Source organism: Pseudomonas putida, from assembly GCF_005080685.1.
GTDB lineage: Bacteria > Pseudomonadota > Gammaproteobacteria > Pseudomonadales > Pseudomonadaceae > Aquipseudomonas > Aquipseudomonas putida_V.
In genome coordinates, this window is sequence record NZ_CP039371.1 from 464,421 (window position 1) to 484,194 (window position 19,774).

Sequence of the window (19,774 nt, forward strand, 5' to 3'; positions counted from 1 at the left end):
CTCATCTGCGGTACAGCCCGCGCAGGCTGAGTATGGCGGGTATGCCCAGGCCCAGCCAGGCGAGCGCGTCCCAGAGCCCGTCGCCGAGCAGCGCGGCGAACAGTCCCGCCGCGCCGAGCGCCGCGATCGCACACGGCCAGAGGAAGATGCGCCAGGTAGCGCGTGACCGGTGGCTCATGGGCGCACCTCCCGGACCTTGCGTTGCTTGCCCCACCACAGGTACAGGCCACTGCCGAGCACGATGATGGTCAGCACATCGAGCACGGCCCAGAGAATCTGCATCGGCCGCCCGCCGTAGTCGCCGAAGTGCAGCGGCTGCGACAGGCCCATGGCATCCATGTACCAGGGTCGCTCGCCGACGGCGGTGACCGCCAGGGTGCGCGCATCGATCAGCACCGGGGTGAGCAGGTGCGAGGTCAGGTGGGTGGCGCCCTTCATGAAAACGGCGTAGTGGTGTTCGCTGGAAAAGCGCGTGCCGGGGAAGGCGATGAAGTCCGGGCGCATGCCGGGGGCGGCCTGTTCGGCGATGTCCAGTAGCCGCGTGGCCGGGGCACGTTCGCTGAGTGGCGGCGAGTCCCGGTAGGGCGCGACCATTGCCGCCAGGCTGTCGTTGCGCCAGGCGGCGATGACCAGGTCGGAGAGCGCGCTGATCACGCCGGTGACGCCCACGGTCAGCGCCCAGGCCAGGGTCACCACGCCGATCAGGTTGTGCAGGTCGAGCCAACGCAGGCGCGTCGACTTGTCGTTGCGTACCGTGGCGAAGGCCAGGCGGCGCATGAACGGGGCGTAGAGCACGGTGCCGGACACGATGGCGACCACGAACAACAGGCCCATGCAGGCCAGCAGCAGCTTGCCGGCAAGGCCCGCGAACATGTCCACGTGCAGACGCAGCATGATCATCATGAAGCCGCCATTGGCGGCAGGCATGGCCACGGCTTCGCCGGTGCGGGCATCGAGCATGAAGGTGTGCGACGAATTCGGTTCGGTGCCGGCGGTGGCCGCGGTGATGGCGACCACGCCGTTGCGCTCGTCTTCGTCGTAGCCGAAATACTGCATCACCTCGCCGGGGCGGTGCTGCTCGGCTTTGAGTACCAACTGTTGCAGGTCGAGGTGCCGGGTGTCGGCGGGCATTTCGCGCAGTTCGGGGGCGTCGCCGAGCAGGTGTTCGAGTTCGTGGTGGAAGATCAGCGGCAAGCCGGTGAGCGCCAGCAGTAGCAGGAACACGGTGCAGACCAGGCTGCTCCAGGTATGGATCACCGACCAGCGGCGAATGGTTGGGCTTTTCATCACGGTTCCGTTGCTTGTCTGTTGGAAGCGAGGGCCGCTGTGCGGCCCTTGCTCACTCAGAACTTATAGGTGGCGCTGGCGACGACGCTACGTTCGTCGCCGTAGTAGCAGTAGAACGAGTCACAGGTGGAGAGGTAGTCCTTGTCGAACAGGTTGGTGGCGTTAACCGCCACCGAGGCGCCCTTCAGGCTGTTGTCCAGACGCCCCAGGTCATAGTGCACGGAGGCATCGAACACCGTGTAGGCGTTGGCCTTGCCCAGGTAGGTGTTGCCCTGGTCGCCGTAGGTGTTGCCGGTGTAGCGCGCACCGGCGCCGATGCCGAAGCCGTCGAGCCAGCCACTGCGCCAGGTATAGTCGGCCCACAGCGAGGCCTGCTGGTTGGGCATCAGTTGCAGGCGATTGCCTTTGTACAGGCCGTCCTGCACTTCGGATTTGGCCAGGGTGTAGGCAGCGATCACTTTCAGGTTTTCGGTGACATCGGACACGGCTTCGAGCTCCAGGCCGTGCACTTTCACTTCACCGGTCTGGCTGGTGATGGGAACACCGCCGACGTTGTTGGTGACCGACACGTTTTTCTGGGTGAGGTCGTATACCGCTGCCGACAGCAGGGTATTGGAGCTAGGTGGCTGGTACTTGACGCCCAGTTCCCATTGTTCGCCTTCAGTCGGCTTGAACGACTGTGTCGCTGATGCCGTTGCGTTGAGAGTCGGTTGGAATGACTCGGCATAGGACAGGTATGGCACGAAGCCCGAGTCGAATACGTAGCTGATGGCAGCGTTACCGCTGAACTTCTTGTCCCGTTCGGTACTGGTGGCGTCGTTGTCATTGAAGAACTTGGTACCGGTATGTACCCAGTCCTCACGCCCACCCAAGGTCAGTCGCCATTTGCCAAGCGCCATCTGGTCCTGGATGTACACGCCGGTCTGGCGGGTTTTCTGGTTGTAGTCGTAGAACGCGTCGGAGCGAGGCGGGCGGGTGATCGGCAAACCATAGACCGGGTTGTTGACGTTGCTTGGCGGCACGCTGAAATCGAAGATCGACAAGTAGTTGGTATTGATGCGTTGATGGTCCAGGCCAAGCAGCAGCGTGTGGGTGACATCACCTGTGGCGAAATCGGCCTGGAAGTTGTTGTCCACGGCAAATTGGCTGATGTCTTCATCAGTGTTGGTGGACAGGCGGCTGACGGTGCCATCGTCCTGGACCGGGGGATTGCTAGCGTTATAGCTGCCGGGGGTGATGGTCTGGAATGCCAGATCGGTCTTGGTGTAACGCAGGTTCTGGCGGAATTGCCAGATGTCGTTGAAGCGGTGCTCGAAGGCATAGCCCAGTGCGTAGTAGGTGCGATCGTAGAACTCGTAATCCGGGTCGCCCAGGTTCTTGTGGTGGGAGATCTTGCCGAACGGCATGTCGATCTTGGTGCCCTGGATCGGTCGGAACTGGCTGGTGGCACCAGTATCGTCGCGGGTGAACTGGGTCAGCAGGGTCAGCGAGGTGTCGTCGTCGATGTTCCAGGTCAGGCTTGGAGCGATGTTATAGCGCTTGTCGTCGATGTGGTCGATCTGCGTGCCGCCATCACGGATCACGCCGCTGACGCTGTAGAGGAACTGGCCCTGATCGTCGATCTTGCCGGTGCTGGCAAAGTTGATCTGGCGGTGGTTGTCGCTGCCATATTGCAGCTGGATTTCATGCTCGCTTTCGGCCTGGGGGCGACGGCTGACCATGTCCAACAGGCCGCCTGGCGGGGTCTGGCCATACAACGACGAAGCCGGGCCGCGCAGCAGGGCGAGGCGGTCGAGGTTCCAGGTCTCGGGCTTGGGGTTGGCATACACGCCACGTGGCAGTGGCAAGCCGTCGAGGAAATGGGTCGGCTCGAAGCCGCGCACGCGCATCCAGTCGTAACGGGTGTCACTACCGAAGCTGGCCGAGACGATACCCGGCATGTAACGCACGGCATCGTCCAGGCTGTGCACACCACGGTCGCTCATCTGTTCGCGGGTGGCGATCGAGATCGAACGTGGGACTTCGACCAACGCGGTGTCGGTCTTGGTGCCGGCGGCGGTGCGTTTGGCGACGTAGCCGTCCACAGGTCCCCAGGCGCTTTCATAAGCCGAGTCGGCATTGATCGCGGTTTCCGGCAGGGCCAGGGCACCGTCCGGCACTGCCACCAGGCTGTAGCTGCCGGCGCTGCTCTGCTGCAGTTGCAGGCCGGTACCCCGCAAGGCTGCCTGTAACGCCCCGAGCCCGTCGTACTGACCGTTGACCGGCGCCGAGGTGCGACCACTGACCAGGGTGGGGTCGATGGCCAGGGCGATGCCCGACTGGCTGGCGATCTGGTTCAGGGTGCTGGCCAGCGGCGCTGCAGGCAGGCTGTAGGCGCGTGGAGCGGATTGCTCGGCGGCGAACAGGGCGGGGCTGGTCAGTGGGGCGGACAGGCCGATGGCCAGAGCCAACAGGCTAGGGCGAAGCAAACGATCAACAGCGCGGGACATGCAACGGCTCCTCGACGGATAAGTGCTAGTTGCTTCCTTGCCGAGCGAGATTGAAAAAGTGACAGGGGTATTCGTAAAAAAAGTGAGAATTATTTGAATTCGTCGTTTGCCCGCCGTGGCCTCATCGCCGGCAAGCCGGCTCCTGCAGGGGCAAGCAGGCAGGTTCGTTTACCTGGGAACCACCGTGACCCACCACGGCGTATGGCGCTCGATCTTCACCGGCAGTGCCGGTACCAGCGAAGCCAGGGCCAGGTCGGTGTTGGTCAGGGGGAAGCTGCCGGTCACGCGCAGGTCGGCGACTGCGTCGGCAGCGCCCAGGTGGCCGCTGCGATAGGGGCTCAGTTGCTCCAGAAGGTCGGCCAGGCGCACGTTGTCGACGACCAGCATGCCGCGCGTCCAGGCGTCCGCCCCGGGGGCTACCTGGGAGGTTTCGCCGAGGCCGTTGGCATTCATCAGCACCTGCTGGCCTGCTTGCAGCACCTGCTCGTCGCCGCTATTGCGGGGCATCGCCGCAACCGACGATTGCAAGACTTCCAGCCGCGTGCCCAGGGCTTCGCGGCGCACCAGGAAGCGCGTGCCCAGCGGGCGCAGGCGGCCATCGTCGGTGCGTACCAACAAGGGGCGCGGATCGGTGTGGCCGGTTTCCACCGAGATTTCGCCTTGGTGCAGGACGAGGATTCGCTGCTCGCCGGCGTAGTCGATGTCCACGGCGGTGTGGCTGTTCAGGCTCAGCAGCGTGCCGTCTTCCAGGCGCAGGGTGCGCAATTCTCCAGTGGCAGTGCGCTGGTCGGCCAGCCAATAGCTGGGCGCCAGCGAGGGCGCGCCGATCCATGCCAGCAGCGAGCCGAGCAGGAGCATGCCGGCCAGTCCGCTACCGGCCTTGACAATGCGCCGGCGCAAACTTGCCCGGGATTGTTGCAGAGCCTGGCGTGCGGGGCCGGCGGCAGCGCTGACGCGTTGGTCGAGTGCGCCCAGCTGGCGCCAGGCACGGGCGTGCTCTTCGCTGGCGGCGTGCCAGCGCATGAATTCGCTGCGTTGGTCGGTGCCGCCGTAGCCTTCGTCAAGGTTCATCTTCCAGGCAATGGCTGCTTCGAGGACCCTGGCCGATACCGGCGTGCCGTTCACGTCGGCTCCCCGTAGAGCGCCACGTAGCATTGGCGCATGCCCTGGGCGATGTACTGGCGCACACGTGAAACCGACACGCCCAGGCGCTCGGCGATCTCGGCGTGGCCCATGCCATCCAGGCGGTTGTGCAGGAAGGCCGCGCGGGCCTTGCTGGATAGCTTGCCGAGCAGGCGATCGATGGCCTTGAGGTCTTCGAGAATCAGTTGCTGCAGCTCGGGGGATGGGTGTTCGGCCTCGGGCAGGCGCGCCAGCTCTGCAAGGTAGGCTTGCTCCAGGGCGCTGCGGCGAAAGTGATCGAACAAAAGGCCCTTGGCCACGGCGGCGAGGAAGGCGCGGGGTTCGCGAGGGGCGTCCAGCTGGTCACGGCCGAGCAGGCGCACGAAGGTGTCCTGGCTGAGATCTTCGGCACGTTGGCGACAGGCCAAGCTGCGTTGCAGCCAGGCGAGCAGCCAGCCGCGATGGTCGCGGTACAGCGAGCCGACCAATTCGGCATGTGGGCTGTGGGCTGAAGACACGCAGCGTCCCCCTGGAACGAATGCATTAACTAACGATAACTATTCGCGATTGTTGCAGAGGCGGGGGTGTTGGCGCAATGGACGCTTATCGGGTTGCCACCATGCAATTGCACAGGGGCGGCTTTTCGCGGCGAGTCGGCTGCGTACCGTGTGGGAGCGGGCTTGCCCGCGAACACCGGCGTAGCCGGTGCCATGTACCGCGGTGTCCGCTTCGCGGGCAAGCCCGCTCCTACAGGATCTTCGTTGCTGCCAGGGTCGGGGTCGTACCTGTGGGGGAGGGCTGCCTGCGCAGCGGTCGATGGCTTTCACAGGCCATGCCCCTGCACCTTGCGTCGCCGCCACCCACGCAAGCGCTGCTCCAACTGCAACGGGCTGTCGAGCTGCTGGCGGCGCGCCTGGCTGAACAGGATCAAGGCCAGCTCCGCGGTCACCTGGGCATCCGCGCTGGCGTGGTGGCGCTCGTCGACCCGCAGGCCGAAGCGCGCCACCCAGTCGTCCAGGCTGGCCTCGCGCAACACGGTGTCCGGGTTGAGCATCGGTGCCAGCTCGGCGACATCGAACCACGGTTGTTGCAAGCGAAAGCCCAGGCTTTGCTTCAAGGCACGGGCCAGCATGCGTTGATCGAACGCCGCATGAAATGCCAGCACCGGGCTGTCACCGATGAAGTCGAGCAGGTCGAGCAGCGCTTCGGCCGGGTCGCAGCCGGCGGCCAGGGCACTCGGCCCGAGGCCGTGGATCAGCGTGCTGGCATTGGCCTTCTGGCTTGGCCGGTGCAAGGTCCGCTCGAACTGCTGGGCGAAGTCGATGGCGCCATCGGCGATGGCCACCGCGCCGATCGACAGCACCTGGTCGCGGTGCGGGTTGAGGCCGCTGGTTTCCAGGTCGAGCACCACCCAGCGCTGTTCGCGCAGCGAACACACGCCCAGCGGCTTCGGCCTGGGCAATCGCTCCAGGCGCTGGCGCAGTGGCTCGCCCAGGGGCGGCGCGCTGGGACGTAGCCAGGCGAACAGGTTCATAGCTGGTACCGCAACGCCAGGTTGCTTTGCAGGCGTTGAGCCTGGCGCAGCGCTTCACGCAGGATGCGCCGATCCAGATGGTTGAGGCTGTCCGGGTCGAGGCGGTTGGAATAGGGCAGGTTGTCACGCGTCTGACGCTGGTGTTGCTGCATGCGCGTCTGCTGGATGAAGTGGTAGGCCTCTTCATAGGCCGCCCCATCGAGGGCGTCGATCACCCCCTTGGCGACCAGCTGGCGCAGGCGCTCGAGGGTATTGCAGGCGCCGATACCGTGGGCCAGGGCCAACAGCCTGGCGCCATCGACGAAGGGCGTCAGGCCCTGCACCTTGAGGTCGAGGGTAGCGGCCTTGTCATTGCCCTGGCGGGTCAGCACGAAGTCGCGCAGGCGCCCCACCGGCGGGCGTTGGCGCAGCGCGTTGTCGGCCATCATGCGCTGGAACAAGCGGTTGTCGGCAATTTGCTGCAACAGCCCCTGGCGCAGTTGTTCGCAGCCCTGTTCGTCACCCCAGACCACGCGCAGGTCGAAGTAGATGGTCGAACCGAGCAGGTTTTCCGGGCTGGCCTCGCGGACGAAACCGGCGAACCGCCGCGCCCATTCGGCTCGCGACAGGCACAGCTCGGGGTTGCCGGCCATGACGTTGCCTTTGCACAAGGTGAAGCCGCACTGCGCCAGGCATTGGTTGATGTACTGCGCCAGCGGTAGCAGGCGGGCGCGAATGGCTTCGGCCTGCTGGCTGTCCTGGGCCTCGAAGAGTATGCCGTTGTCCTGGTCGGTGTGCAGGGTCTGCTCGCGGCGTCCCTCGCTGCCGAAGCACAACCAGGTGAACGGCACGCCTGGGTCGCCGCGCTCGGCCAGGGCCAGCTCGATCACCCGGCAGACCGTGTGGTCGTTGAGCAGGGTGATGATCTGGGTGATCTGCGTGGAGGAAGCGCCATGGGCGAGCATGCGTTCGACCAATTGGCCGATCTCGCCGCGCAGCGATACCAGCGTCTCCAGGCGTGGCGCATGGCGGATGGTGCGGGCCAGGTGCACCAGGTCGACCCGTTGCAGCGAAAACAGGTCGCGTTCGGACACCACGCCGCACAGGCGCTGGTTTTCCACCAGGCATACGTGTGCGATGTGCCGCTCGGTCATCGCCATGGCGGCATCGAAAGCGCTCGCCTGGGGGCTCAGGTAGAACGGCTTGGCGGTCATGTGGCGGTCGATGGGCGCGCCCAGCTCGGCATCCGCCGACGCCACCACCTGGCGCAGGTCGCGCAGGGTGAAGATCCCCAACGGATAGCGCTGCGGATCGACCACCACGATGCTGCCGACCTGTTGCTCGTGCATCAGCCGCACCGCTTCGCGCAGCGGCGTATCCGGGTTGCAGACCACTGGATGACGCATGGCCAGCTCGCCCAGCGGGGTGTTCAGCGAGTATTGCGTGCCGAGCGTTTCGGCGGCGCGCTGGCGCACCTGCTGGTTGACCTGGTCGAGCAGGCTGCTGACCCCGCGCAGGGCGAAGTCGCGAAACGCCTCCGACAACGAGAATACGTGGATGAACGCGGTCTTGTTCAACTGCAGGCAGAACGTGTCTTCGCCGGCCAGGTGCTCGGTGCGGGTGGCGCGCTCGCCCAGCAGCGCAGCCAGCGGGAAGCATTCGCCGCTGGCAATCTCGAAGGTGGTTTCCACCCCTGGCTTGACCAGGTGCTGGCGCTCGCCCACGACCCGGCCCTGCTTGACGATGTAGAAGTGCTCCACCGGCCCGTCGGCGGGCTTGATGATGCTTTCGCCGCTGGCATAGAAGCGCAGCTGGCACTGTTCCACCAGGTAGGCCAGGTGGTTGTGCTCCATCTGGTTGAACGGTGGAAAGCGTTGCAGGAACTGCAGGGTGCCCTGGATGTTCTGCAGTACCGCCGTCCTGCCCGCCTGGCTGTAGGCGTCCTTTTTGCTCATGAAACCGACCGTATCGCTACGCCGAACTATATATATCTATATATAGGTGCGGCCTTGTTGTTTTCGACCTCCATGGTCGGTCCGCCGCCCACTGGTGCCCATTGGACGTAAGTCTATGAATGGCGCTGTCAAAGACCCGACGAAAGGCGAACAGGGTTAGCCGGGTTTTGTGGTCCTACCCATGAGCGAGTTCTTTTTTTGACGAGACGATCCATGGTTGAGCATGACGACATCCTGAGTGACGCTGAACGCGAGGCACTGGCCGGGGTAAGCGCGCCCGTCTCGCCCAGGCCGGTGGTGCTGGTGGTGGACGACAATCCGGTGAATGCCGAAGCGCTTAGCCTCTACCTGAAAAGCCGGGGCATCGACTGCATGACCGCCGATGGCGCGCAGGAGGCAATGTTCAAGTTGCACTACGAGCCGCGCATCGCGCTGATGATCACCGATCTGCGCATGGCGCCCAGTGATGGCCTGGAGCTGATCCGGCAGATTCGCGAGTCGGAACGGGCGGCGTTGTCGATCATCGTGGTGTCGGGCGACACCGATGTGAGCGAGGCGGTGGATGTGATGCACCTGGGCGTGGTGGATTTTCTGCTCAAGCCGGTGGATCTGGGGAAATTGCTGGGGCTGGTGAAGAAGGAATTGAGGCTGGAGTGATCCACAACGGGGGCTGCCTTGCAGCCCAATCGCGACACAAGGCCGCTCCCCCAACAAACCCTGCGGTGTGATGGTGGGAGCGGCCTTGTGTCGCGATTGGGCCGCAAAGCGGCCCCTTGTCGTAGAGGTGACTTACAACCCGTTACGCGCCTTGAACTCGCGGCGACGGCGGTGCAGCACCGGCTCGGTGTAGCCGTTGGGCTGCTTGGCGCCTTCGAGCACCAGCTCGACCGCTGCCTGGAACGCGACGTTGTCGTCGAAGTTCGGCGCCATCGGGCGATACAGGGCGTCGCCGGCGTTCTGCTTGTCGACCACCGCGGCCATGCGCTTGAGGCTTTCCAGCACCTGCTCCTGGCTGATCACGCCATGGCGCAGCCAGTTGGCCAGCAACTGCGCCGAGATGCGCAGGGTGGCGCGGTCTTCCATCAGGCCGACATCATTGATGTCCGGCACCTTCGAGCAACCCACGCCCTGGTCGATCCAACGCACCACGTAGCCGAGAATGCCTTGGGCGTTGTTATCCACCTCGTTACGAATCTCGTCGGCGGACCAGTTGGTGTCGGCCGCCAGCGGGATGGCCAGGATGTCGTCGACCGACGCCGGGGTACGGCCGGCCAGCTCGCGCTGGCGCGCCTGCACGTCGACCTTGTGATAGTGCAGGGCGTGCAGGGTGGCAGCGGTCGGCGACGGTACCCAGGCGGTGTTGGCACCGGCCAGCGGGTGAGCGATCTTCTGCTCGAGCATGGCCGCCATCAGGTCGGGCATCGCCCACATGCCCTTGCCGATCTGGGCGCGGCCTTGCAGGCCGGTGGCCAGGCCGATATCGACGTTGTTGTTCTCGTAGGCGCCGATCCACTTCTCGTTCTTCATGGCGCCTTTGCGCACCACGGCGCCGGCTTCCATCGAGGTGTGGATTTCGTCACCGGTGCGGTCGAGGAAGCCGGTGTTGATGAACGCCACGCGCTCGGCGGCGGCCTTGATGCAGGCCTTGAGGTTGACCGTGGTGCGGCGCTCCTCGTCCATGATGCCGACCTTCACGGTGTTGCGCGGCAAGCCCAGCAGGTCTTCGACGCGGCTGAAGATCTCGGCGGCGAACGCCACTTCCTCGGGGCCGTGCATCTTCGGCTTGACGATGTACACGCTGCCGTTACGGGTGTTCTTGCGCGTGGTGTTGCCGTTGAGGTTGTGCACCGCGATCAGGTTGGTGAACAGGCCGTCCTGGATGCCTTCGGGGATTTCGTTGCCCTGGGCGTCGAGGATCGCCGGGTTGGTCATCAGGTGGCCGACGTTGCGCACGAACAGCAGCGAACGGCCATGCAAGGTGACACTGCCGCCATTGGGCGCGGCGTACTCGCGGTCAGGGTTCATGGTGCGGGTGAAGGTCTTGCCGCCCTTGCTCACTTGCTCGGCCAGGTCGCCTTTCATCAGGCCCAGCCAGTTGCGGTAGACGATGACCTTATCATCGGCGTCGACGGCGGCGACCGAGTCTTCGCAGTCCATGATGGTGGTCAGGGCCGACTCCATCAGGATGTCCTTCACGCCGGCGGCATCGGTGCTGCCTACCGGGGTGCTGGCATCGACCTGGATCTCGAAGTGCAGGCCATTGTGCTTGAGCAGCACGGCGGTCGGCGCGGCGGCATCGCCGTGGAAGCCGATCAATTGCGCGTCGTCACGCAGGCCGGTGTTGCTACCGCCCTTGAGGGCGACGACCAGCTTGCCCGCCTCGATGCGGTATCCGGTGGAGTCGACATGCGAGCCTGCGGCCAGTGGCGCGGCTTCGTCGAGGAAGGCGCGGGCGAAGGCGATGACCTTGTCGCCGCGGACCTTGTTGTAGCCCTGGCCGCGCTCGGCGCCGCCGGCGTCGCTGATGGCGTCGGTGCCGTACAGGGCGTCGTAGAGCGAGCCCCAGCGGGCGTTGGCGGCATTCAGGGCGAAGCGGGCATTCATCACCGGCACTACCAGCTGTGGGCCGGCCATGAGGGCGATTTCTTCATCCACGTTCTGCGTGGTGGCCTGGAAATCGTCGGCTTGTGGCAGCAGATAGCCGATTTCCTGGAGGAAGCTCTTGTAGGCCGAGGCGTCGTGGGCCTGGCCTTGGCGCGCCTGGTGCCAGGCGTCGATCTTGGCTTGCAGCTCGTCGCGCTTGGCGAGCAGGGCTTTGTTCTTTGGAGCGAGGTCGTTGATGATCTTCTCTGCACCGGCCCAGAACTGCTCGGCGACGATGCCGGTCCCCGGAATGGCTTCGTCGTTGACGAAGTCGTACAGGACCTTGGCGACCTGAAGGCCACCGACTTGAACGTATCCAGTCATTGCTTGCCTCACTCTGCTCAGCTATTCGCTCTACTTGTATTAAGCCTGTAGCGCTTCTCTTTAACATCGAACGACGTTTTGTAGTCCACGCCGCCGCATACTACATGAAGCGGCAGGCAGGGGAATACCAGACCAAAAGCGTCGTTGTGCGACCGTTTGGTCGCGTTGGGTCACGCTGGGAGTGGGTATGTTCGCAAAAAACGTGTGGATTGTTCCAGATAAATCTTGAAACAGTACACGATTAGTCAAGCGGACTGTCCTGCGGCAGGTTGCCGCGCCTTGCCTATACTGAACCGATCCCCCGGATTCCGTCGCCTCGCGCGGCCCGACACAGAGGAAGGGCTTGTGGATCATCTTGTATTGACCGTGATCGCCCCCGACAAGGCCGGGCAGGTCGAACGCATCGCCCAGTGCATCGCCGACCACAGTGGCAACTGGTTGGAGAGCCGCATGTCGCGCATGGCCGGGCAGTTCGCCGGCATCCTGCGGGTGGCGGTGCCGGCGGAAAACTACGACGAGCTGGTCGAGTCGCTGCAGGCGCTTGGCAAATACGACATCCGCGTTCTGATCGCCGAAAGCGGCATCGAGCCCTCCTGCACCTGGAAGCCGATTGCCATGGAGTTGGTGGGTAACGACCGGCCAGGCATCGTGCGCGACATCACCCGACTGCTGGCCGACCAGGGCGTGAACCTGGAGCGATTCACCACCGAGGTGCGCCCGGCACCGATGAGCAGCGAGCCGTTGTTCCATGCCGATGCGCTGCTGGCGCTACCGCTGACCCTGTCGCTGGAGGACCTGCAGCAAAAGCTCGAAGGCCTGGCCGATGACCTGATGGTGGAGTTGACGCTGCGGCCTGAGGATTGATCCACAAAGCGCGGGGACGAGGGTGTGGATAACCTTTGGAGATGTTTCTGCAGGCCACGAAGCGCGTGGCCTACAGAGGTTTGATCGTTTTTTGATCAGGCGCGTTTGCGCAGGTTCGACCACGCGTCCACGCTATAGATCGCCAGGCCCGCCCAGATGCATACGAAGGCCACCAGGCTGCTGGACGACAGGTGCTCGTCGAACAACAGTACCGCCTGCAGCAGGACCAGAGTCGGTGCCAGGTACTGCAGGAAGCCCAGCGTGGTGTACGGCAAATGTCGGGCGGCGGCGTTGAAGCACACCAGCGGCACCAGCGTGACCGGACCTGCGGCCATCAGCCAGAGCGCTTCGCTGCTGGTGTAGAAGGCGCCCTGGGCGCTCATCGCGCCAGGGTTGAGCAGCAGCCAGCCGAGGGCCAGCGGCACCAGCATCCAGGTTTCCACCACCAGCCCAGGCAGGGCGGCGACGGGCGCCTGCTTGCGAATCAGACCATAGAAACCGAAGCTCAGCGCCAGCACCAGCGAAACCCACGGCAGGCTGCCTGCCTGCCACACCTGCTGCGCCACGCCCAGGGCCGCCAGGATCACCGCCAACCACTGCAGGCGGCGCAGGCGTTCGCCGAGCAGCAGCATGCCCAGCAGCACGTTGACCAGCGGGTTGATGTAGTAGCCGAGGCTGGCTTCGAGCATGCGATCGTTGTTCACCGCCCACACGTAGGTCAGCCAGTTGCCGGCGATCAGCGTGCCGCTGAGTGCCAGGATCGCCAGGCGGCGGGGGTTCTCGCGCAGCTCGCGCCACCAGCCGGGGTGTTTCCACACCAGCAGCAGGAGCGAGCCGAACAGTGCCGACCAGAGCACCCGGTGAACGATGATTTCCACCGCCGGGACGCTCTGGATCGCTTTGAAGTACAGGGGAAACAGCCCCCAGATGATATAGGCGCCGAGGCCCAGGAGGTACCCGCGACGCGGGTTTGCAGCTTGCATGCAGAATCCTTGCTTGATAGCCGAGGTGGAGCGACAGCTATTGTAGACAGACGGGTGTAGCGATCTAGAACAATTTCAGCGGTGCTTCGTCGAGCGCGGCCATCTGCTCGCGCAGGGCGAGGATCTGGTCGCCCCAGTAGCGCGGCTGGCCAAACCAGGGGAAGCTCGGCGGGAATGCCGGGTCGTCCCAGCGCCGCGCCAACCAGGCGCTGTAGTGCAACTGGCGCAGGGCTCGCAGCGGTTCGATCAAGGCCAGTTCGCGTGGGTCGAAGTCATGGAATTCGTTGTAGCCATCGATCAGCTCGGCCAGTTGCCCGAGGCGTTCCTCGCGGCTGCCGGCGAGCATCATCCACAGGTCTTGTACGGCAGGGCCCATGCGGCAGTCGTCCAGGTCGACGACGTGGTACACCTCGTCGCGGTGCATCAGGTTGCCTGGATGCAGGTCGCCGTGCAGGCGGATCAGTTGGTGCGGGGTGCGGGCATAGACGTCCTCGACCCGCTTGAGCAGGTCACGCGCCACGGACTCGAACGCAGGGAGCAGGTCCTTGGGTACGAAGCCGCCGTCGAGCAAGGTGTTCAGCGATGCGTGGCCAAAGTTGTCCACAGCCAGCGCCTCGCGATGTTCGAACGGGCGCGTTGCGGCAACGGCATGCAGGCGGCCGAGCAATTGGCCGAGGCGGTAGAGCTGGTCGAGGTTGCCGGGCTCGGGCGCATGGCCGCCGCGGCGGGGAAACAGGGTGAAGCGAAAACCCTGGTGCTCGAACAGGGTCTGGCCCTCGTGCTGCAGCGGCGCGACCACCGGAACTTCATGGGTGGCGAGTTCGGCGGTGAAGCTGTGCTCCTCGAGGATCGCGGCATCGCTCCAGCGGCCGGGGCGATAGAACTTGGCGACCAGCGGCTGTGCCTCCTCGATGCCCACCTGGTAGACGCGGTTTTCGTAGCTGTTCAAGGCCAGGACCCGGGCGTCGCTGAGAAAGCCGATGCTTTCCACGGCGTCCAGGACCAGGTCGGGGGTGAGGGTGTCGAAGGGGTGGGACATGATGGCTCCGAAGGGGCGGGCGGCTTCGGGGGCCATGGTAGCGCATTCCAGGGGGCGGGCCTTGGTGGCTGTGCCGGCCCTTTCGTGGGCAAGCCCGCGCCTACACGATCACCGCCGTCCCTGTAGGAGCGGGCTTGCCCGCGAAAGGGCCGGTACAGACAACTTACGCCGGCACCCCCAGCAAAACAAAGGATGGATGAAACTGAACCCGAACCTCGTTGCCCTCGACCACCGCCTGGCTCTGGAGCCAATCCGCCTCGGCGAACGCACACAGCGTCTGCCCATTGCCCAACGCCAGCCGAACCTCACTCGGGCCCTGGGCATCCGCCAACACCTGCTCGACCGTCGCCCCCAGCACATTGCTGCCCGCCTCGGGCACATCTCCAACCCCCAGCACCTGCACCCAGCCCGCCTTGAGCAAGGCCACCACCGTGGTGCCCAGGGTCAGCTCCAGGCGTGAGGTGCTGTCGTGGGTAATCAGCGCATCGATCTCCAGCCCTCCGGCCAAGGCCAGGCTCACCCGATCATGCCGGCCCTCGCGGCGCAGCCCGCTGACCTGGCCCTGCAGCTGGTTGCGGGCGCTGGTGCGCAGCATCAGGCGACCGAGCAGGTCGAGGTCGCTGGATTGCTCGGCGGCTTCGAGCATCTGTGTTTGCAAGGATTGCAGCCGCTGGTAGAGGCGCAGCACCCGTTCACCCTCCGCCGACAGCTGCGCGCCGCCGCCACCGCGGCCACCGGTACTGCGCTCGACCAGGGGGCGGCTGGCCAGGTTGTTCAGCTCGTCGATGGCGTCCCAGGCAGCTTTGTAGCTGATGCCGGCGGCCTTGGCGGCGCGGGTGATCGAGCCTTGCTCGGCGATGTGCTGGAGCAGGGCGATGCGCTGTGGTCGGCGGGCGATGTGCTGGGTAAGCAGTGAAGGCAAGGACATGGGCGGCACGGGTCAGGGTTCGATGAGCAATCATACATGGCCAGGCTTTGCCGTACGCGCCAGGCAGTACACATCGACCCGGCGCGCTCCGGCCTTGCGCAACAACTCGGCGATGGCCCGCGCCGTCGCCCCCGTGGTCATGACGTCATCGATCAGGGCAACGTGTCTATCGGTAAGCAGGTGCCCTGGCGCCAGTGCGAAGGCCCCGCGCAGATTGCCTTGCCTGGCGCGGGCATCCAGGCTCTGCTGCGCAGGCGTGTCGCGGGTGCGCAGCAGCATGCTCTGGTCACAGCTGAGCGACAGTTGGCTCGCCAGCCAGCGCGCCAGCATCGCCGCTTGATTGAAGCCCCGCTCGCGTAGCCGGCGCCTGGCCAGCGGCACGGTCAGCAGCAGTTGTGGGCGAGGCAGGCCTTCAGCGTAGCGGTGGCGCAGTGCATGCCCGAGCATTTCGGCCAGCAAGCGGCCCAAGGGCCATTGGCCGTTGTGCTTGAAGCGGCTGATCAGGGTGTCAAGCGGAAAACCGTAGTGCCAGGGCGCCACGACCTGGTCGAAGGCGGGTGGCCGGCGGCTGCACTGGGCGCAGGTCAGGCCGGCCAGCGGCAGGGGCAAAGCGCAGCGCAGGCATTGTTCCTCCAGCCAGGGCAGCTCCTGCTCGCAGGCGATGCAGAGCGGGTAGGGCTGTTCGGCGAGCGCGTCGCAGAGCAAACAGTATTGGTTGCTATTTGTACACTTGTAAACCAGTGCTTTAAGGTGTGGTTGACAGTTCATAGGCCTTCCATGACTATGCGAGCTATCCGTGATGCGCTGGCGGGTTTTCCGTGTCGGCGCCAGCTACAGCCTAAACAAGGAAACGCCGATGAGCGCCAGCACAACTGCAACAACACGTCACGACTGGTCCCTGGCCGAGGTCAAGGCGCTGTTCCAGCAACCGTTCAATGACCTGCTGTTCCAGGCGCAGACCGTGCACCGCGCGCACTTCGACGCCAATCGCGTGCAGGTTTCGACGCTGCTGTCGATCAAGACCGGCGCTTGCCCGGAGGATTGCAAATATTGTCCGCAGTCCGGCCACTACAACACCGGGCTGGAAAAACAGAAGCTGATGGAAGTGCAGAAGGTGCTGGAAGAGGCCGCCCGGGCCAAGGCCATCGGGTCGACGCGCTTCTGCATGGGCGCCGCCTGGAAACACCCTTCGGCCAAGGACATGCCCTACGTGCTGGAGATGGTCAAAGGGGTCAAGGCCATGGGCCTGGAAACCTGCATGACCCTCGGCAAGCTCGATCAGGAGCAGACCGCCGCCCTGGCCCAGGCCGGCCTGGACTACTACAACCACAACCTCGACACCTCGCCGGAGTTCTACGGCAGCATCATCACCACCCGCACCTACGGCGAGCGCCTGCAGACCCTGGCCTACGTGCGCGATGCGGGGATGAAGATCTGCTCCGGCGGCATCCTTGGCATGGGCGAGTCGCTGGACGACCGTGCCGGCCTGCTGATCCAACTGGCCAACCTGCCAGAGCACCCGGAGTCGGTGCCGATCAACATGCTGGTCAAGGTCGCCGGCACCCCGTTGGCCGAGGAAGAGGATGTCGACCCGTTCGACTTCATCCGCATGCTGGCGGTGGCCCGTATCCTCATGCCCAAATCGCACGTGCGCCTGTCCGCCGGTCGTGAGCAGATGAACGAGCAGATGCAGGCACTGGCCTTCATGGCCGGGGCCAACTCGATCTTCTACGGCGAGAAGCTGCTGACCACTGCCAACCCGCAGGCCGACAAGGACATGCAGCTGTTCGCCCGCCTGGGTATCAAGCCCGAAGCGCGTGAGGAGCATGCCGACGAAGTGCACCAGGCCGCGATCGAGCAGGCCCTGGTCGAGCAACGCAGCAGCGAGCTGTTCTACGACGCAGCCAGCGCCTGACATGGCCTTCGACCTGTCGGCGCGCCTGGCCGAACGGCGCGCCGCGGACCTGTATCGGCAGCGGCCGCTGTTGCAGAGCCCGCAAGGGCCGCAGGTGGTCGTCGATGGCCAGCCGTTGCTGGCCTTCTGCAGCAACGATTACCTGGGCCTGGCCAACCACCCCGAGGTGATCGCCGCGTGGCAGGCCGGTGCCGAGCGCTGGGGGGTGGGCGGTGGCGCCTCGCATCTGGTGATTGGCCACAGCACCCCGCATCACCAGGTCGAGGAAGCCTTGGCCGAATTGACCGGGCGCCCGCGTGCGCTGCTGTTCTCCACCGGCTACATGGCCAATCTCGGCGCCATCACCGCGCTGGTGGGGCAGGGCGATACGGTGCTGCAGGACCGCCTCAACCATGCCTCGCTGCTCGACGGTGGTTTGCTCAGCGGTGCCCGCTTCAGCCGCTACCTGCATAATGATGCGGCCAGCCTGCAGAGCCGCCTGGCCAAGGCCAGCGGCAACACCCTGGTGGTGACCGATGGCGTATTCAGCATGGACGGCGACCTGGCCGATTTGCCGGCGCTGGCCGAGGTGACGCAAGCCCATGGCGCCTGGATGATGGTCGACGACGCCCATGGCCTGGGTACGCTGGGTGCCAATGGCGGCGGTATCGTCGAGCACTTTGGCCTGGGTATCGACCAGGTGCCGGTGTTGATCGGTACGCTGGGCAAGGCCTGCGGCACCGCCGGTGCGTTCGTCGCCGGCAGCGATGAACTGATCGAGGCGCTGGTGCAGTTCGCCCGGCCCTACATCTACACCACCAGCCAGCCGCCGGCCTTGGCCTGCGCCACCTTGAAAAGCCTGGAACTGTTGCGCGTCGAGCGTTGGCGCCGCGAACACCTGGCCGCGCTGATCCGCCAGTTCCGCCAGGGCGCCGAGCAAATCGGCCTGCAGCTGATGGACAGCCCTACGCCGATCCAGCCGATCCTGATCGGCAGCAGCGCACAGGCGTTGCGCCTGTCGCAGATGCTGCGCGAGCGCGGCCTGCTGGTGACCGCGATTCGCCCGCCGACCGTGCCCGCTGGCGGCGCACGGCTGCGCGTCACGCTCACCGCCGCGCACAGTGAGGCGCAGGTGCAGCTATTGTTGAATGCATTGGCCGAGTGTTATCCACCGTTGGAGTCCGCCGATGCGTAACCGAGTCATTCTATTGCCCGGCTGGGGGCTGGGCACTGCTTCCCTGGAGCCACTGGCCGCCAGCCTGCGGGCCCAGGATGCGCGCCTGCGGGTCGACCTGATGGCACTGCCGGAGCTGGCCGAGGCCGACGTGCAGGCCTGGGTCGATCACCTCGACCGGCATCTTCCCACCGATGCCTGGCTTGGCGGCTGGTCGTTCGGCGGGATGCTCGCCAGCGAACTGGCGCGCAAGCGCGGCGACCATTGCTGTGGCCTGCTGACGCTGGCCAGCAATCCGAGTTTCGTGGCGCGGCCGGACTGGCCCCACGGCATGGCCGAAGACACCTTCGGGACTTTCCTCGATGGTTGCCGCAGTCACACTCAGGTCACCCTCAAGCGTTTCCGCACCCTGTGCAGCGACGGCGCGCAGCAGCCGCGCACCTTGCTGCGGCAACTGGGCGTGGGGGTGCCGGACACCGATCCGCTGTACCTGGCGACCGGCCTGCAAGTGTTGGCCCAACTGGACACCCGCGCCGCGTTGGAGGCCTACGCCGGCCCGCAGTTGCACCTGTTCGCCGGCAGCGATGCGCTGGTGCCGCCTGGCGCGGCGAAGGCATTGAGCGAGTTGTTGCCGGATGTCGAAGTCGGCCTGGTCGAAGACAGTTCCCACGCGTTCCTGCTGGAATACCCACAGGAACTGGCTACGGGTATCAAGAGTTTCCTGCATGAGAGTGGCGATGACTGACCTTTCCCGTCCGACCCTGCCCGGCACGTTGCCGGACAAGCGCCAGGTGGCGGCTTCTTTTTCACGCGCGGCAGGCAGCTACGACAGCGTCGCGGCCCTGCAGCGCGCAGTCGGCGTGAGCCTGCTCGAACAGCTGCCTGAAGACCTGCAGCCCTCGTGCTGGGTGGACCTGGGCAGTGGCACCGGCTTTTTCAGCCGGGCACTTGCCGAGCGCTATGCGCAGGGCAGCGGTGTGGCCGTGGATATCGCCGAAGGCATGCTGCGCCATGCCCGTGGTGTGCAGGGTGGCGCGCGCTACCACGTGGCCGGGGATGCCGAGCGCCTGCCGCTTCGCGACGAGAGTGTCGACCTGGTGTTCACCAGCCTGGCCGTGCAGTGGTGCAGCCAGTTCGCCAGCGTGCTGGCGGAGGCCCGGCGGGTGCTGCGTCCTGGTGGCGTACTGGCGTTCAGCAGCCTGTGTGTCGGCACCCTCGACGAACTGCGGGCGAGCTGGCAGGCGGTGGATGGCATGGTGCATGTCAATCGCTTCCGCCATTTCGAGGACTACCAGCGCCTATGCGCCGCCAGTGGGCTGCAACAGCTCGAGCTGCAACGTCGGGCCCATGTGCTGCATTACCCCGACGTTCGCAGCCTGACCCACGAGCTGAAGGCGCTGGGGGCACACAACCTCAACCCCGGACGGCCATCGGGCCTGACCGGTCGCGCGCGCATGCAGGGATTGCTGCAAGCGTATGAGGCGTTTCGCCAGGAGCAAGGGCTGCCAGCCACCTACCAGGTGGTCTATGGTGTGATGCGCAAGCCATTGCTGTGAGGG

18 protein-coding genes are annotated in these 19,774 nt (G+C 65.3%); 6 read left to right on the forward strand and 12 right to left on the reverse strand.

The window, feature by feature from the left end:
• Position 1: 1 nt before the first annotated feature.
• The 7 genes from E6B08_RS30770 to E6B08_RS02245 all read right to left on the reverse strand — a co-directional run bounded on the left by E6B08_RS30770 (position 2) and on the right by E6B08_RS02245 (position 8,366).
• Positions 2–178: a hypothetical protein gene (locus E6B08_RS30770; RefSeq protein ID WP_192938610.1), complete on the reverse strand. Its 177-nt coding sequence runs from the start codon at positions 176–178 to the stop codon at positions 2–4.
• Complete coding sequence (locus E6B08_RS02215) at positions 175–1,287, reverse strand: PepSY-associated TM helix domain-containing protein (protein WP_136912587.1); 1,113 nt, start codon at positions 1,285–1,287, stop codon at positions 175–177. The genes E6B08_RS30770 and E6B08_RS02215 overlap by 4 nt, the downstream gene beginning before the upstream one ends.
• A gap of 56 nt (positions 1,288–1,343) precedes the next feature.
• Positions 1,344–3,776 (reverse strand): TonB-dependent siderophore receptor, encoded by a 2,433-nt coding sequence (locus E6B08_RS02220; RefSeq protein ID WP_136912588.1) that lies wholly within the window; start codon positions 3,774–3,776, stop codon positions 1,344–1,346.
• A 168-nt stretch (positions 3,777–3,944) separates the two neighbouring features.
• Positions 3,945–4,901, reverse strand: coding sequence for a FecR domain-containing protein (locus E6B08_RS02225; RefSeq protein ID WP_136912589.1), 957 nt, complete (start codon positions 4,899–4,901; stop codon positions 3,945–3,947).
• A complete protein-coding gene (locus E6B08_RS02230) occupies positions 4,898–5,416 on the reverse strand; it encodes an RNA polymerase sigma factor (RefSeq protein WP_136912590.1) in 519 nt (172 codons plus the stop codon). The genes E6B08_RS02225 and E6B08_RS02230 overlap by 4 nt, the downstream gene beginning before the upstream one ends.
• A 305-nt stretch (positions 5,417–5,721) precedes the next feature.
• Complete coding sequence (locus E6B08_RS02240) at positions 5,722–6,432, reverse strand: PolC-type DNA polymerase III (RefSeq protein ID WP_136912591.1); 711 nt, start codon at positions 6,430–6,432, stop codon at positions 5,722–5,724.
• Complete coding sequence (locus E6B08_RS02245; RefSeq protein ID WP_136912592.1) at positions 6,429–8,366, reverse strand: putative nucleotidyltransferase substrate binding domain-containing protein; 1,938 nt, start codon at positions 8,364–8,366, stop codon at positions 6,429–6,431. The genes E6B08_RS02240 and E6B08_RS02245 overlap by 4 nt, the downstream gene beginning before the upstream one ends.
• 213 nt (positions 8,367–8,579) lie before the next feature.
• On the opposite strand from E6B08_RS02245, the gene E6B08_RS02250 reads away from it, so the two are divergent.
• Positions 8,580–9,023, forward strand: coding sequence for a response regulator (locus tag E6B08_RS02250; protein WP_136912593.1), 444 nt, complete (start codon positions 8,580–8,582; stop codon positions 9,021–9,023).
• 132 nt (positions 9,024–9,155) lie between these two features.
• Here E6B08_RS02250 and E6B08_RS02255 read toward each other — a convergent pair whose 3' ends face one another.
• Positions 9,156–11,333, reverse strand: a complete 2,178-nt coding sequence (locus E6B08_RS02255; RefSeq protein WP_136912594.1) for a malate synthase G — start codon at positions 11,331–11,333, stop codon at positions 9,156–9,158.
• A 345-nt stretch (positions 11,334–11,678) separates the two neighbouring features.
• Between E6B08_RS02255 and E6B08_RS02260 the strand changes: the two genes are divergently transcribed.
• Positions 11,679–12,197, forward strand: a complete 519-nt coding sequence (locus tag E6B08_RS02260) for a glycine cleavage system protein R (RefSeq protein ID WP_136912595.1) — start codon at positions 11,679–11,681, stop codon at positions 12,195–12,197.
• A gap of 95 nt (positions 12,198–12,292) precedes the next feature.
• Here the strand turns inward: E6B08_RS02260 and rarD are convergent, their stop codons facing one another.
• The 4 genes from rarD to E6B08_RS02280 all read right to left on the reverse strand — a co-directional run bounded on the left by rarD (position 12,293) and on the right by E6B08_RS02280 (position 15,915).
• Complete coding sequence (gene rarD, locus E6B08_RS02265) at positions 12,293–13,180, reverse strand: EamA family transporter RarD (protein ID WP_136912596.1); 888 nt, start codon at positions 13,178–13,180, stop codon at positions 12,293–12,295.
• Positions 13,181–13,244: 64 nt separating this feature from the next.
• Positions 13,245–14,219 carry a serine/threonine protein kinase gene (locus E6B08_RS02270; RefSeq protein ID WP_136912597.1) on the reverse strand — a complete coding sequence of 325 codons (975 nt, stop codon included), beginning with the start codon at positions 14,217–14,219 and terminating at the stop codon, positions 13,245–13,247.
• 163 nt (positions 14,220–14,382) lie between these two features.
• A complete protein-coding gene (locus E6B08_RS02275; RefSeq protein WP_136912598.1) occupies positions 14,383–15,147 on the reverse strand; it encodes a TOBE domain-containing protein in 765 nt (254 codons plus the stop codon).
• Positions 15,148–15,177: 30 nt separating this feature from the next.
• Positions 15,178–15,915, reverse strand: coding sequence for a ComF family protein (locus E6B08_RS02280; RefSeq protein ID WP_136912599.1), 738 nt, complete (start codon positions 15,913–15,915; stop codon positions 15,178–15,180).
• An 88-nt stretch (positions 15,916–16,003) separates the two neighbouring features.
• On the opposite strand from E6B08_RS02280, the gene bioB reads away from it, so the two are divergent.
• The 4 genes from bioB to bioC are packed head-to-tail and all read left to right on the forward strand — an operon-like array spanning position 16,004 to position 19,771.
• Positions 16,004–17,062, forward strand: coding sequence for a biotin synthase BioB (gene bioB / locus E6B08_RS02285; RefSeq protein ID WP_136912600.1), 1,059 nt, complete (start codon positions 16,004–16,006; stop codon positions 17,060–17,062).
• Between the two features lies 1 nt (position 17,063).
• Positions 17,064–18,236 carry an 8-amino-7-oxononanoate synthase gene (bioF, locus tag E6B08_RS02290; RefSeq protein ID WP_136912601.1) on the forward strand — a complete coding sequence of 391 codons (1,173 nt, stop codon included), beginning with the start codon at positions 17,064–17,066 and terminating at the stop codon, positions 18,234–18,236.
• Positions 18,229–18,960, forward strand: a complete 732-nt coding sequence (locus tag E6B08_RS02295) for an alpha/beta fold hydrolase (RefSeq protein ID WP_136912602.1) — start codon at positions 18,229–18,231, stop codon at positions 18,958–18,960. The genes bioF and E6B08_RS02295 overlap by 8 nt, the downstream gene beginning before the upstream one ends.
• Positions 18,953–19,771 carry a malonyl-ACP O-methyltransferase BioC gene (gene bioC, locus E6B08_RS02300; protein ID WP_136912603.1) on the forward strand — a complete coding sequence of 273 codons (819 nt, stop codon included), beginning with the start codon at positions 18,953–18,955 and terminating at the stop codon, positions 19,769–19,771. Before E6B08_RS02295 ends, bioC begins: the two co-directional genes overlap by 8 nt.
• The last annotated feature ends 3 nt before the right edge of the window (positions 19,772–19,774 follow it).

What these genes read in the sequence shown, in the direction of transcription:
- E6B08_RS30770 (WP_192938610.1), bottom strand. Translation starts at nt 178, where the DNA reads ATGAGCCACCGGTCACGCGCTACCTGGCGCATCTTCCTCTGGCCGTGT.
- E6B08_RS02215 (WP_136912587.1), bottom strand. Translation starts at nt 1,287, where the DNA reads ATGAAAAGCCCAACCATTCGCCGCTGGTCGGTGATCCATACCTGGAGC.
- E6B08_RS02220 (WP_136912588.1), bottom strand. Translation starts at nt 3,776, where the DNA reads ATGTCCCGCGCTGTTGATCGTTTGCTTCGCCCTAGCCTGTTGGCTCTG.
- E6B08_RS02240 (WP_136912591.1), bottom strand. Translation starts at nt 6,432, where the DNA reads ATGAACCTGTTCGCCTGGCTACGTCCCAGCGCGCCGCCCCTGGGCGAG.
- E6B08_RS02245 (WP_136912592.1), bottom strand. Translation starts at nt 8,366, where the DNA reads ATGAGCAAAAAGGACGCCTACAGCCAGGCGGGCAGGACGGCGGTACTG.
- E6B08_RS02250 (WP_136912593.1), top strand. Translation starts at nt 8,580, where the DNA reads ATGGTTGAGCATGACGACATCCTGAGTGACGCTGAACGCGAGGCACTG.
- E6B08_RS02255 (WP_136912594.1), bottom strand. Translation starts at nt 11,333, where the DNA reads ATGACTGGATACGTTCAAGTCGGTGGCCTTCAGGTCGCCAAGGTCCTG.
- rarD (WP_136912596.1), bottom strand. Translation starts at nt 13,180, where the DNA reads ATGCAAGCTGCAAACCCGCGTCGCGGGTACCTCCTGGGCCTCGGCGCC.
- E6B08_RS02270 (WP_136912597.1), bottom strand. Translation starts at nt 14,219, where the DNA reads ATGTCCCACCCCTTCGACACCCTCACCCCCGACCTGGTCCTGGACGCC.
- E6B08_RS02275 (WP_136912598.1), bottom strand. Translation starts at nt 15,147, where the DNA reads ATGTCCTTGCCTTCACTGCTTACCCAGCACATCGCCCGCCGACCACAG.
- E6B08_RS02280 (WP_136912599.1), bottom strand. Translation starts at nt 15,915, where the DNA reads ATGAACTGTCAACCACACCTTAAAGCACTGGTTTACAAGTGTACAAAT.
- bioB (WP_136912600.1), top strand. Translation starts at nt 16,004, where the DNA reads ATGAGCGCCAGCACAACTGCAACAACACGTCACGACTGGTCCCTGGCC.
- bioF (WP_136912601.1), top strand. Translation starts at nt 17,064, where the DNA reads ATGGCCTTCGACCTGTCGGCGCGCCTGGCCGAACGGCGCGCCGCGGAC.
- E6B08_RS02295 (WP_136912602.1), top strand. Translation starts at nt 18,229, where the DNA reads ATGCGTAACCGAGTCATTCTATTGCCCGGCTGGGGGCTGGGCACTGCT.
- bioC (WP_136912603.1), top strand. Translation starts at nt 18,953, where the DNA reads ATGACTGACCTTTCCCGTCCGACCCTGCCCGGCACGTTGCCGGACAAG.